This is a genomic window from Oryzobacter terrae, assembly GCF_042756445.1.
In the GTDB taxonomy this organism is placed as follows: domain Bacteria; phylum Actinomycetota; class Actinomycetes; order Actinomycetales; family Dermatophilaceae; genus Oryzobacter; species Oryzobacter terrae.
Map to the genome: position 1 here is coordinate 1,019,737 of NZ_CP170578.1, position 12,721 is coordinate 1,032,457.

The 12,721-nt window shown below is 77.1% G+C and carries 11 protein-coding genes; 2 read left to right on the forward strand and 9 right to left on the reverse strand.

Features of this window, described 5'->3' with window-relative positions:
• Positions 1-11 precede the first annotated feature (11 nt).
• Both ACFWN3_RS04770 and ACFWN3_RS04775 read right to left on the reverse strand, forming a co-directional pair.
• Positions 12-659: a response regulator gene (locus ACFWN3_RS04770; RefSeq protein ID WP_377643933.1), complete on the reverse strand. Its 648-nt coding sequence runs from the start codon at positions 657-659 to the stop codon at positions 12-14.
• A complete protein-coding gene (locus ACFWN3_RS04775) occupies positions 656-2,917 on the reverse strand; it encodes a sensor histidine kinase (RefSeq protein WP_377643934.1) in 2,262 nt (753 codons plus the stop codon). The genes ACFWN3_RS04770 and ACFWN3_RS04775 overlap by 4 nt, the downstream gene beginning before the upstream one ends.
• A 179-nt stretch (positions 2,918-3,096) precedes the next feature.
• On the opposite strand from ACFWN3_RS04775, the gene ACFWN3_RS04780 reads away from it, so the two are divergent.
• Positions 3,097-3,774, forward strand: a complete 678-nt coding sequence (locus ACFWN3_RS04780) for a hypothetical protein (RefSeq protein ID WP_377643936.1) — start codon at positions 3,097-3,099, stop codon at positions 3,772-3,774.
• Between the two features lie 85 nt (positions 3,775-3,859).
• Here ACFWN3_RS04780 and ACFWN3_RS04785 read toward each other — a convergent pair whose 3' ends face one another.
• From ACFWN3_RS04785 to ACFWN3_RS04800, 4 genes are read right to left on the reverse strand one after another with little or no spacing between them, the layout of a single operon-like run.
• Positions 3,860-5,014: an SIS domain-containing protein gene (locus tag ACFWN3_RS04785; RefSeq protein WP_377643938.1), complete on the reverse strand. Its 1,155-nt coding sequence runs from the start codon at positions 5,012-5,014 to the stop codon at positions 3,860-3,862.
• A 20-nt stretch (positions 5,015-5,034) separates the two neighbouring features.
• On the reverse strand, positions 5,035-5,238 hold the full coding sequence (locus tag ACFWN3_RS04790; protein ID WP_377643940.1) for a Trm112 family protein: 204 nt from the start codon (positions 5,236-5,238) through the stop codon (positions 5,035-5,037).
• 57 nt (positions 5,239-5,295) lie between these two features.
• Positions 5,296-6,753 carry a phosphomannomutase/phosphoglucomutase gene (locus ACFWN3_RS04795; protein WP_377643942.1) on the reverse strand — a complete coding sequence of 486 codons (1,458 nt, stop codon included), beginning with the start codon at positions 6,751-6,753 and terminating at the stop codon, positions 5,296-5,298.
• 32 nt (positions 6,754-6,785) lie between these two features.
• Complete coding sequence (locus ACFWN3_RS04800) at positions 6,786-7,160, reverse strand: DUF3499 domain-containing protein (RefSeq protein ID WP_377643944.1); 375 nt, start codon at positions 7,158-7,160, stop codon at positions 6,786-6,788.
• Positions 7,161-7,277: 117 nt separating this feature from the next.
• On the opposite strand from ACFWN3_RS04800, the gene ACFWN3_RS04805 reads away from it, so the two are divergent.
• Complete coding sequence (locus ACFWN3_RS04805; RefSeq protein WP_377643946.1) at positions 7,278-7,697, forward strand: metallopeptidase family protein; 420 nt, start codon at positions 7,278-7,280, stop codon at positions 7,695-7,697.
• A 3-nt stretch (positions 7,698-7,700) separates the two neighbouring features.
• Here ACFWN3_RS04805 and ACFWN3_RS04810 read toward each other — a convergent pair whose 3' ends face one another.
• Genes ACFWN3_RS04810 through ACFWN3_RS04820 form a run of 3 tightly spaced genes read right to left on the reverse strand, consistent with a single transcriptional unit; the run spans position 7,701 to position 12,638 of the window.
• On the reverse strand, positions 7,701-9,197 hold the full coding sequence (locus ACFWN3_RS04810; protein ID WP_377643948.1) for a DUF5719 family protein: 1,497 nt from the start codon (positions 9,195-9,197) through the stop codon (positions 7,701-7,703).
• Entirely contained in the window at positions 9,194-12,325 is a 3,132-nt protein-coding gene (locus ACFWN3_RS04815; RefSeq protein ID WP_377643950.1) for a glycosyltransferase, read from the reverse strand. The genes ACFWN3_RS04810 and ACFWN3_RS04815 overlap by 4 nt, the downstream gene beginning before the upstream one ends.
• A gap of 34 nt (positions 12,326-12,359) precedes the next feature.
• Complete coding sequence (locus ACFWN3_RS04820) at positions 12,360-12,638, reverse strand: WhiB family transcriptional regulator (RefSeq protein ID WP_377643952.1); 279 nt, start codon at positions 12,636-12,638, stop codon at positions 12,360-12,362.
• Positions 12,639-12,721 lie beyond the last annotated feature (83 nt).

A 12,721-nucleotide genomic window follows, 5' to 3' on the forward strand; every position in this document is an offset into this window, starting at 1 on the left:
GCGCGGCTCCCTCAGCGGCCGAGGCCGGCGTCGCGAGCCCGGATGACGGCCTCGGTGCGGTCGGCCGCGCGCAGCTTGCCGAGGATCGCGTGCACGTGGTTGCGCACGGTCTTCGGCGACAGGTAGAGGCGCGCGGCGATCTGGCCGTTGGTGAGGCCGCCGGCCACGAGGTCGAGGACCTCCCGCTCGCGCGCGGAGAGCTCGGGGAACGGCTCGCCCTCGGCCGAGCGGGGACGGGCCATGAAGTCGACGACCCGTGCCGCGAGGACCGCGCCGAAGACGACGCCGCCCGCGGCGACCGTCGTGATGGCGCGGACGATCTCGTCGGGCTCGGCGCCCTTGAGGAGGTAGCCGCGCGCGCCGGCGCGGACGGCGTCGAGGAGGGTGGCGTCCTCCTCGGACATCGTGAGGACGACGACGCCGGTGTCGGGGTGGGCGGCGACGACGCGGCGGGTGGCCTCGACGCCGTCCATGCCGGGCATCTGCACGTCCATGACGACGACCGCGGGCCGGTGGGCCTCGACGGCCTCGACCGCCTCCTCCCCCGACGACGCCGTGGCGAGCACCTCGATGTCGGGGATGCTTCGGAGCAGGGCCGCGAACCCCTCACGGAAGACGGGGTGGTCGTCGACGACGACGACCCGGATGGCGTCGGTCACGGCAGGGACTCCTCGGGCTGGGGCTGGGCAGCGGCGGTCTGGGTGGCATCGACGGTGGTGGCAGGGGTGCGGGTGGCCGCGGTGCGGGTGGCCGCGGTGGAGATGGCCGCGCTCGGTCCCGGCGTCGGCCCCGCCGCCTGCCCTGGTCGCGGCGTCAGCGGGAAGCGGGCCGAGACGCGGGTGCCGCGAGCACCCCGGGCGGCGCCGGTCGGCGGCGACACGGAGACGACCTCGCACGTTCCGCCGAGCTCGGCGGCCCGCTCTCGCAGCGAGACGAGCCCGACGCCCGCGGGGGTCCCCGGCGCGATGCCGACGCCGTCGTCCTCGACGTCGACGGCGAGGAGGTCGGTGGTCGCGGCGACGGTCACCGTCGCCGTGGTGGCGCGGGCGTGCCGGCCGACGTTCGTCATCGCCTCGGCGGCGATCCGGAAGGCTGCGACCTCGACGGCGGCCGGGAGGGCGTCGAGGTCGCCGGACGCCACGACGCGGGTGTCGACGCCGGGAGCGACGAGCGCCGACTGCTGCTCGAGCGCGCGGACCAGCCCGACGTCGTCGAGGGCCGGCGGGCGCAGGCCGTGGACGAGGCGCCGCACCTCGGTGAGCATCTCGCCCACCTCGCCGCGAGCCGTCGCGAGCGCCGTGTCGGCGGCGTCCTCGTCGCCGCGGCGGCCCACGAGGCGGGCCATGTCGATGCGGGTCGCGACGGCGGCGAGGGCGGGACCGAGCCCGTCGTGGAGGTCGCGACGCAGGCGGCGGCGCTCGTCCTCGACGGCCGAGACGATGGCCTCGCGACTGCGCTGCAGCTCGTCGGTCAGCCGGGCGGCCCGGGCCGCGGCGGCGGCCTGGCGCACGACGTCGGTGAGGAGCCGTTCCTCGCTGGGGCGCAGCCGTCCCCCGAGGCCGCGGGCGGGGAGCAGGAGCCGGCCGACGACCTCACCGCGGTAGCTGACAGGCAGCCCGCGCGTCTCGGCGGGCCGGAGGCCGTGCTCGACGAGGAGCGCGCCGCCGTCGCCCTGGGCGACCTCGACGCCGACCCACGGCGAGCGCACCGCACGCGAGACGGCCCGGGCCACCGCGAGGAGCTCGGCCTCGGTGCCACGCGAGTCCTCGAGGCCGCGGGCGAGCCCGGCGACGAGGTCGTACGGGTCCTCCCCCGCGCCCATCGCGCGGCGCACGACGCGGGTGAGTCGCTCGCGCACCGGCAGCCAGACCGCGACGGCGAGGACGACGGCGAGGACGAGGACCTCGCGCTGAGCGACCCGGTCACCGAGGGCCCACGACGTCAGGCCGAGGACGGCGAGGTCGAGGGCGACCGTCACGACCACCGGGACGGCGGCCACGAGCGTGTTGCCGAGGAGCCGGTCGACGTCGAAGCGCTCGGGCGCGACGGCGGCGAGCGCCACGGCCGCGGAGGTCACCGCGACGGCGGTCGTCAGCCCGACCGTCCCGGCCGCCGGGACCACGGTGACGGTGAGCATGACGAGGACGTCGACGACGGCCGCCCAGACCAGCCACCGCCCCTGCGCCCGGGCCCGGCCGGTGGCCCGGCGGTGCCGGCCGACGACGACGACGAGGGCGGGCACGAGGCTGACGGGGAGCAGGAGGTACGCGACCCGCAGGAGCGCGCTCCACAGGCCGTCGGGCAGCGCCAGGGTGACGGGGTCGAGGTCGATGCGGGTCAGGGGCGCGGGCAGGGCCCCGGACCCCGAGGCCGCCTGGGCGATGCGGGACGGGACGGTGAGCAGGAGCACCGGCAGCAGGCCGCTCATCGCGACGGTGGCGCCGGCTGCCCAGCCGAGGCGCCCGCGCGGCCAGCGGCCGTCGGGGAACAGGACGAGGACGCAGGGCAGGGCGAGGAGCAGGCCCGCCCCGAGGCGCTGGAAGACGGTGAACGCGGCCGTGGCGCCGGGCAGGGCGGGGTCGGAGAGGGTGGCGTAGCCGAGCCACGCGGCGGCGAGGCCGTCGACCGCCCACCAGAGCCCGAAGGCCCCGAGGACGGCGCCGACCCGGTTCCCCGGTCGACGGGCCAGGACGACGACGCCGGCGACGACCATCGACAGGCCGGCCGGACCGGTGACCCAGCCGGGATCGAGCTCGAGCAGCTCGCGGTGGGCCGTGGGCACCCGCCAGTCGACGAGCAGCGTCACGACGACGACGACCACGGTCACCGCGAGGAGGGCGCGCGCCGCGAGGGAGAGCCGGCCCGGGCCGCCCGAGGCGGCGCCACCGAGGGCCTCGAGCGCGGTGTCGTCGGTCACGGGACCAGCCTGCCGCAGGGGGCGTCCCACTGTCCGTAGGTCGCGAGTCCCGACCTGCCTGGGACACCGGGACGGGACGCACGTCGTGACGCCGGGCCCTGACGGGGTGGGACGCCGGGACAGGACGGTGGTGACCAGTCGCGGTGACCACCACCGCACCGGTCCGAAGGAACACCACGATGAACCGCACCACCTTCTCCCCCGCCCCGGCCCGCACCGACGTCACGGCGCCGGCCCCCTCCACCGCCCCGTCCACCGGCGCGCCCGCCTCTCCGGCCGACGCGGCCCTGGCCCGCACCGTGCAGCGGCGCGGCTACGCCATGGCCGCCGGCGCCGCCATCTGGTCGGCCTCGGTCCTCACCGTCGGGTCCAACCCCACGTCCTCGGTCGGGATCACGATCTCCGACCTCGCGGCGCTGCCCTTCCAGCTCGGCGTCATGGGCCTGCTCGGCGCGATGTCGCTCACCGGCGCCATCGGGACCACCCGCACCGCCCGCGTCATGGTCCGCGTCGAGCGCGTCCTCCTCGGGCTCGCGACCCTGTGGACGGTCATCCACGGGTGCTTCCCGGCCCTGCGCGACGCCGGCTGGCTCGCGGTCCTCGACGTCTTCTGGCCGCTGTCGATGCTCGGCATGTTCGTCATCGGCATCAAGGTCGCCGTCGCCGGTCGGTGGCGCGGGGTCGCCCGCATCTGGCCGCTCGTGGCCGAGAGCTGGGCCGTCGTCACCGTGCCGACCTTCGTCATCCTCGGCGAGCCGTTCAGCAACTGGGTCGGCGGTGGGCACCTGCTCGTCGGCTACACGGTCCTCGGGCTCATCCTCGCCCGGCGCACCGCGCTCGTCCTCCCGCGCCGCTGAGGCGCACGCACGACCCCCGACCCGCCGTGGGTGCGGACGTGGCTGCCAGAGCGGCCGTCTCCGCACTCGCGGCGGTTTCGTGCGGTCAGCCGGTGCGGTCGCGCAGCTCGGTGACGTGGCGCGAGACCGACGGGTCGAGCCCGAGGCCGATCGCGAGGTAGGTGGCCGCGAAGTCGGTGAGCCCGACGAGCGAGGCGAGCCGCTCGATGGGCTCCCCCGACCTGGCCTCCTGCTCGTGGACGACGGCACCCGCGTCGCGGGCCGACGCGATGACGGCGTCGGCCAGCGCGGCCGCCTGCGGGTCGAGCTCGGGGTCGCGCAGAGCGAGCAGCCCGAGCCGCGGGGCCGCCGGCCCGTCGAGGAAGGGGTCGGCGAAGATGTCGCCGCCCGGCGTGGCCACGGCACCGGGGGCGCCGCCGCCGAAGGGGCCGTCGAGGGTCGCGACGAGCTGGGACGCGGCGTCGGGCAGGGCCCCGTGCGTGGCCGGCACGCGGGCGGTGCGCGCCAGCATCGAGGCCGCGCGGCAGGCGGCGACCCCGGCGAGCGGTCCGTCGCCGAGGACGACGGGCACGGTCTCCGCGAGGGCCAGGGCGAGCACCTTGGCCGGGTTGACGAACGACTCCGACGACGGACGGCACTCCTCGGCGACGGCGTCGAGGACGTCGGCGACCCGTTCGAGGGTCGAGCGGGGCACGTGGGCCAGGCCCATCGCGTCGGCCGCGAGGAGGACGGGGGTCAGCATGCTCCACAGGGCCGTGCGCGAGGAGGGCGTCGCGATGGCGACGTCGACGTGCACCCCGCGGGCGCGGGCGCTGACCTCGGCCAGGGGCGAGTCGGCGGACCCCACCGTGAGGAGCGAGGCGCCGCGGCGGGCGGCCTCGGCGGCCAGGGCGAGGGGCCCGGCGGCCCGGCCCGACTGCGAGACGGCGATGACGAGGTCGAGGGGGCCGACCCAGCCGGGCAGTGGCGCGTCGCGACGGGTGAGGACCGGGACCGGGGAGCCCGGCTCGGCGAGGAGGTCGAGGACGTCGCACACCAGGCTCGAGCCCCCGAGGGCGGCGACGAGGACCGAGCGGGGGCGCTCGCCGCCGGAGACGCGCTCGATCCCGGCGTCCTCGGCGGACACCAGGGCGCGGCGGACCTGGGCGCCCGCGGAGGCCAGGGAGCGCAGCGAGTCGCGGGTGTCGAGTGCCTGGAGCGCGGCCTCGTCATCGAGGCGCTTCTCGTCGACCCAGGGCATCACGGGCTCCTCGCGTCGGCCTAGGCCGGGCGACGGGCCTCGTCGACGAGGAGGACCGGGACGCCGTCGTCGATCCGGTACGCGAGGCCGCACTCGGCGCTGGTGCACACGAGCTCGGGGCCGTGCTCGCCGGTGGCGTCACGCAGCTCGGAGCGGCAGGCGGGGCAGCGCAGGATCTCGCGCAGCCACGGCTCGACGGGCGACGTGGGGGCCTGCTCGCTCATGGGGTCCTCGGGGTGTCTCGGTGCGGCATCGGAACGGTTGCGATCCTCCCACACCGCTCAGGCGCGGACGATGGCGAGGACCTCGTCGCGGACCCGCTCCATCGTGGCGTCGTCGGCGGCCTCGACGTTGAGGCGCAGGAGCGGCTCGGTGTTGGAGGCGCGCAGGTTGAGCCACCACATCGGGTCGGCCGGCGTGCCGTCACCGGCGTGGGTCAGGGTGAGGCCGTCGAGCTCGTCGGTCTCGACCCCCTGGGTGGCGGCCCAGGCCCGGACGTCGTCCGTGGCGGCGGCGGCGTCGGCGACGGTGGAGTTGACCTCTCCGGACGCCCGGTAGCGCTGGAGGTCGGCCATGACGGTGCTCAGCGGTGCGTCCTGCTCGCCGAGCGCCGCGAGCACGTGCATCGCCGCGAGCATGCCGGTGTCGGCGAACCAGAAGTCGCGGAAGTAGTAGTGGGCGCTGTGCTCGCCCCCGAACACCGCGCCGTGCCGTGCCATCTCGGCCTTGATGAAGGAGTGCCCGACGCGCGTGCGCACGGCCCGGGCTCCGGTGGCCGCGATGACCTCGGGGACCTGGGCGGACGTGATGACGTTGTGGACGACCGCCACGTCGGCGGCGTCGGCTCCCTCGGCGACGGCGCGGGCGACCTCGCGGCGGGCGATGAGGGCCGTGATCGCGCTGGGGCTCACCGGGTCTCCCCGCTCGTCGACGACGAAGCAGCGGTCGGCGTCGCCGTCGAACGCGAGCCCGAGGTCGGCGCCGTGCTGCGGGACTGCGGCCTGGAGGTCGACGAGGTTCTTCGGGTCGAGCGGGTTGGCCTCGTGGTTGGGGAAGGTGCCGTCGAGCTCGAAGTACAGCGGGACGACCTCGAGGGGAAGCGCGTCGAGGCCGGCCTCGGTGCCGAGCACGGCGGGAACCGTGAAGCCGCCCATCCCGTTGCCGGCGTCGACGACGACCTTGAGCGGCCGGATGGCCGTCAGGTCGACGAGGCCGCGCAGGAACGCGGCGTAGTCGGGGAGGACGTCGCGCTCGGTGGTCTCGCCCGTCGGGCCGGCTGCGTCGGCAGGGTCGCCCGCGGGGTCGGTGCCCTCGCCGGCGAGGAGGCGCTCGGCGAGCGTGCGGATCTCGGCGAGTCCGGTGTCCTGGCCGACCGGGCGGGCCCCGGAGCGGCAGAGCTTGATCCCGTTGTACTGCGCCGGGTTGTGGCTGGCGGTGAACATCGCGCCCGGGAGGTCGAGGGCGCCGCTCGCGTAGTAGAGGCCGTCGGTGCTCGCGAGCCCGACGAGGGTGACGTCGGCGCCGCGGCCGCGCACTCCCTCGGCGAACGCCTCGACCAGCGCGGGCCCCGAGGCGCGCATGTCGTGGGCGATGACGCACCCCGCAGCGCCGTCGGCGAGGACGACGACCTCGGCGAACGCGGCCCCCAGGGCCCGGGCCACCGCCGGGTTCAGCTGGTCGGGGACCGTCCCGCGGACGTCGTAGGCCTTGACGAGGGCGGCGAGGGGGGTGCTGGTCACGGCAGGCGAGCCTACGGGACGGCTCGGCGGGCTCAGCCCTCGGCGCTGCCGCGCAGCACGCGCAGGTGGCCGCGGCGGACCTCGCCGGCGACGACCGTGGGGCCGACCTCGACGGGCTCGGGCGCGGCGGCGCGGGGACGCCCGGCCTCGCGCACGGCGTCGGCGAGTGCCAGCAGGTCGTCGGTGGACGGCTGCGGCTCGGGGTACTCGGTGGCCAGGCGCACGACGTCCCAGCCGCGGGGAGCGGTGAGGCGGGTGGCATGGGCCGAGCAGAGGTCGTAGGTGTGCGGCTCGGCATAGGTGGCGAGGGGGCCGAGGACGGCTGCCCGGTCGGAGTAGACGTACGTCAAGGTGGCCACCGCGGGCTCGCGGCACGCCGTCTTGGAGCACTTCCGGGACAGGTTCACCCCAGTGACTCTAGGTGGCCCCGCCGACACCCGCCCGCAGGCACGCCGGGGGCGCGAGGACGGGCGGGACGACGGCCGATCCCGGGGACGCCGAGGGCCGCGCCGTAGCATGCGGGCGTGGAGAGACGACGGGGGCGCGAGCGCCACGGCAGGGGCGTCCGCGGACCCCTCGCGTGGCCGCCGGTCCCGGCGATGCAGACGCGTCGCCAGCGCTTCGACGACCTCGTCCTCGACGCCGCCGAGCGGGTGCGGCCGCACCTCGGGACCCGGTACGCCGAGACCGAGTTCGCCGTCGAGGAGGTGCCCCCCGTCGACCCCGCCCCGTGGGAGGAGCAGGCCGCTCCCCTGGGCCGGCTCCTGCGCGGCACGAGCGCCCGCCCGCACCGGGTCGTCGTCTACCGCAGGCCCGTCGAGCTCCAGGCCCAGGACGACCAGGAGCTCGCCGACATCGTCCGGGAGGTCGTCACCGAGCAGGTGGCCGCGCTGCTCGGGGTGCCGCCGCACGAGATCGACCCCACCGTCGACCCCGAGTACTGAGGGTCAGGGCAGCGGGAAGGCCCGGCTGACCGCCGAGGACACGGCGCTGTCGCGCATCGGCGCCGACGACAGCATCCGGGTCGCTCCGGCGCCCCACGAGGCGAGGACGCTGCCGCGCAGCTGGCCCGTCCCGGAGGTCTTGCGGACCCAGACCGACGTCGCGCCGTCGAGCGAGACGGTCGTCGTCCGCTCGCTGAGGAGGGACACGACGCGGGTCGAGGCGACGCCGCCGACGACGGTCGTCAGCTCGGCGGTGGAGCTGCCGTCGGTGGAGACGAGCTGGAGGTTGCGCCCGACCCCCGGGGTGACCGGCAGGGCCGCACCGCCGGTGGCGATGAGCGCCTCGGTCGAGGGCGACCAGGCGATCTCGCCGGGCACCGTGCCGTCGCCGACCCGCGAGAGGACGGCGCCGACGACGGGGACGTCGGAGCGCAGGACCACGCCGTAGACGCCCTCGGGCAGCCCGGTGATCGGCAGCTCGGCGACGGCGCCGGGCTCGACGCTGACGACGGTGTCGCCGGTCGGCTCGGCGAACCCGTCACGGGCGAGGACGTCGACGCGCACGACGGCACCCTGTTCGCCCGGGGCGACGACCCGCAGCGTGCTCGCCCCGGTGCCGAGCACGACGCCCGGCAGGACCTGGGTCGTCGAGGGAGCCGCCGCGGCCCCGGTCGTCTCGGCCCCGAGCGCGGTGAGCCCGTCGACCCACGTGTCGGTGAGGGTCGCCTGAACGCCCGCGCCGTCGGTCGTGACGTGGACGGCGGGCCGCTCCTCGGAGCCGGTGCGCGCGTCGAGGAGGAGGCTGGCGCGTCCTCCGGGGGCGACCGTCTGGACGACGGGGTCACCGAGGGGGCCGGAGGTCCCGTGGACGGCGACCGCGGCGGTGACGGGGTTGGCCCCGGGGTTGCTGAGGACGAGCCGCTCCTGGCGGCCGGGACCCGCTCCCCCGGCGAGCAGCCACTGGTCGGTGCTCCCGGGTCCGCAGGGCGCCGACGCCAGGCCGCGCAGCTCCTTGGTGTCGAGGCGCCACTCCTGCGCCGCCGCGACGGCCGGCGCGAGGCCGCCGTCGGCCAAGACCAGCACCGGCCCGGTCTGCGGCAGCGGCACGGTCGCGGTGCGCGGGCGGCCGTCGAGGGAGAGCACCTCGCGCCCGTCGGCGCTCACGGCGAGCGACCCGCCCGCGGGGGCGGCCGCGGGGAGGAGCTCGACGGGTCCGGCGACGGCGGTGACCGTCGCGGGCACCTCCTGGTCGGGGACCCCGGAGATGCCGGAGAGCTCGGCGCCGGGGCAGGCCTGGGAGACCCGCGTGGTGAGGGCCGTGGCCGTGACCGGGGCGGCGTCGTCGCCGACGGCGGCGGCGAGGTCGAGCCCGAACGACTGGGTCGTCGTGACCTGCACGACGGCGGCGGCCGCGGCACCCACGAGCGCGATGCGCGCGGCACCGGCCCAGTTGACGGCGCGCAGGGCGGCTCCGGGACGGGCGAGGGACGCTCGGCTCATCGGGTCACCACCCGCGACTCGCGGCGTCCGAACGGGACGGCGAGGAAGGCGAGGGCCACGACCGCGACGAGCTGGGCGACGTGCCACCACCGCAGCGGGTCGTCGACGGTCACGACGAGCCGCCCGCTCCCGGCGGGCAGCTCGTAGGTGGGGGTGGCGGCGCCGGCGACGGGTGCGAGGACCTCGCCGTCGACGGCGACCGTCGCGTGCTCGGCCCAGCCGGAGGGCTCGGCGACGACGAGCCGGCTCCCGGCCGGGACGTCGACGGAGGTGGAGGTGGCGCCGTGCTCGCCGGTGGTCTCGACGAGGCGGGCACCCTCGGAGGTCTCCAGCCGCAGGCGCGGCGGGGCGACGAGGCTGTCGCCGTCCTCGACCGCGGCCGGGCTGACCCGCCACAGCTCCCACCCGAGGCGGGGGCTGATCCGCTGGAGCCCGGCGGTGGCGTCGAGGCGGGTGGCGACTTCGGGCGCGACGCCCGAGCGGACGGCGAGGAGGTCGGTGGCGGTGTCGAGGAAGAGCTCGGGGCCGGCGGCCGGGTCGCCGAGGACCGCGCTGACCCGCTCGGCGACGGCGCCGTCGGCCTTCGCGACGCTGGGAAGCGGCCGGACGAGCGTGGAGCCCTCGCGGCCGACGAACCGGTAGCCGGCGCCGCGCTCCCCCGGCGTCACGAACAGGGCCCGGGTGGCGAACGCGCCCGCCGCCTGCTCGACCGCCACGGAGGGGCGCGGGTCGCGCCACGGGGCCAGCTCCGAGCCCAGGGTGGCCGCGGCGACGGCTCCCGCGGACGCGGCGACGGCGAGGACGGCCACGGCGGCCGCGAGGGGGCGCAGCACCGACCCGACGCGGCCGGTGCCGGGCGCCCGGCGCAGGCGCACTCCGTCGAGGCCGCGCCCGAGCAGGAGCACGACGACGAGGGTCAGCGGCATGAGGAAGGTGCCGGGCCACAGGGTGATGGCGTCGCCGGCCCCGTCGAGCCCGGGGGGAACCGTTCCCAGCCGTACCGAGGGCGCGACGAGGGCCAGGGCCAGGAGGAGCGGGGCGAGGAGGGCGAGCGAGGTCGTCGCCGACCCCCAGGCCCGGCCGCGACCGAGCGAGAGCAGCGCGACCGCGAGGACGGGGACGGCGGCCCAGACGACCGGCGCACCGGCACCACCGGGGTGGAGCAGCGCCAGCTGCCACGGCTCCGGGACGCTCCCGCCCCACTGGGCCAGCCCGACCCCGCCGACGAGCACCGGCCACGAGCTCTCGGCCGCCCGCAGCAGCCACGGCGCGAGGACGCCCACCGGGACGAGCGCGATGACGAGGGCGTGCGTGCGGACCCGGCGCCGGACGAGCGCCAGCACGAGCGCGAGGACGACGACGAGCGCGAGGAGGACGGGGGCGAAGGCCCCGAGGACCACCCCCGCGAGGGCGGTGGCGAAGGCGCTCGTCGCGGTCGACCGCCGGGTGCCGACGAGCCAGAGACCGGCGGCGAGCGCCGGCAGGAGGACGAGGGCCACGACGGCGCCGAGGCGACCCTGCGCGACCGACGCGGCGGCGACACCGCTCGTCGCCCAGGCGAGGGCGGCCAGGGCCCGCACCGGGCGGGAGGCGACGACAGCGCGCAGCGAGAGGTAGGCGGACACGACCGCGGTCGGCATCGCGAGGAGCACGAGGAGCGCGACGACGAGGCCGGCGGGTGACGCGGCGTGCGGCAGGAGGGGCAGGTGGTCGACGAGCCAGACCGGCAGGGCGAGCATCGGCACGTGCGGCCCGACGGGGTCGGGGCCGCCGAGACCGGTACCGGTCCACCCGTCGGTCCAGGCGGCCCAGAGGGTCGAGGCGTCGGCGCGGGTGCCGACGAGCTCGCCGCCGGTGAGGCCGGAACCGAGCCCGGTGACGACCGAGGCGCCGAGGGAGCGGGCCGCGACGACGGTGACGACCGCCGCGGCCGTCGCCGCGAGGACGGCCGGGTGGCGGACGACCTTGATGAGCCACGACCTCGGGTTGAGGTCGTTGGCCTCGTTGCCGATCGGCGGGCGCGGGGGGACGAGCGCGTCGTGGACGGCGTCGCCCCAGCTCGTGAGGACGGCGCGGCGCGGCTCGAAGAGGGCCTTGAGGTCACGACGGGCCACGGCGCGGCGGTGCCGGGTGCGGTAGCGGGTCGCGGCGCCGCGGAACGGGTCGAGGGAGGACAGCGAGGACAGCTCGGCCCATGCGGCCCGGGGCCGCTTGAGGAGGAGGAGGCCGACCGCCGCGACGACGGAGGTCAGGGCGACCCAGGCCGCGAGGGCGGGCGCGGCCCACCACGAGGCGCGGGTGAGGGCGACGCGGCGGGCGGCGCGGCGGCGGGCCGGGGTGGACGCGGTGGCCGGGGCCACGCCGTCCTCGGTGCGGACCCGGGCCGTGGGGGCGACGACGACACGGCGTCCGGTGTCGTGGGCGCGCCAGCCGAGGTCGAGGTCGGCCCCGAGGTCGCCGAACGAGGTCTCCCAGCCGCGCAGCTCGGTGAGGAGGCCTCGCTCGACGAGCGCCCCGGCGAAGGGAACGGCCAGGGCGTCGGAGTCGCGGTCGTGCTGGCCCTGGTCGGGGCGCCCGGGCACGGGCCGGGCCAGGAGGCGGCCGCCCCGGGTCGTGTGGATCGACAGGGCGCGCAGCAGGCCGGGATGGGCGGCGTCGACGTGCTTGGGCCCGACGATGCCGACCGAGGCCGAACGGCGCCACGTGTCGACGAGGGTGACGAGGGCGCCGGGCTCCGGGTTCGCCCCGACGGGCAGGAACCACGCGAGCGAGGTGGGGTGGGCGTCGGGGTCGTGCTGGGCGAGGGCGCGGTGGGCGGCCGCACGCACCGGGGTGCGCGGGTTCGTCGCGACGACGGTGACGGGCACCGGGTGGCCGGTGCGGGCGGCCTCGAGGACCGCCGCGAGGTCGGCGGCCGGGGCGCCCTCGGCGGAGGCGGGCAGCGAGCGTCCCTCGGTGCGGTCGAGGAGGAGGACCTCGGTCGGCAGGAGGGTCTGGGCGAACAGCGCCGAGAGCAGCCGGTCCAGTCCCGCGGGGTCGCGGCGGGAGACGACGACCGCGGTGACGGTCGGCTCGGACCCGGCCGGGTCGGTCGGGGCAGCGGAGGGTCGCGTGGGCGCCAGTGTCATGCGGCCGGGAGGTGGGACGGGGCGAGGCCCCGTGTCACACCGCGCGCTTCTTCAGCTTGCGGCGCTCCCGCTCGGACAGGCCGCCCCAGATACCGAAGCGCTCGTCGTTGGCCAGGGCGTACTCGAGGCACTCGGAGCGGACCTCGCAGCCGACGCAGACCTTCTTGGCCTCGCGGGTGGATCCACCCTTCTCCGGGAAGAAGGCCTCGGGGTCGGTCTGCGCGCAGAGCGACCGCTCCTGCCAGGAGAGCGCACCCTCCTCGTCGCCGACCTCACCGTCGAGCATCCCGTCGATCACAAAGAGCTCGTGCATCGTTCCCTCCTCGACCCTCGACCCAAGCACTCCAGCCGGGTTCCTCCGGAGTACATGGGTGGAATTACACGCGTGTCATGCAC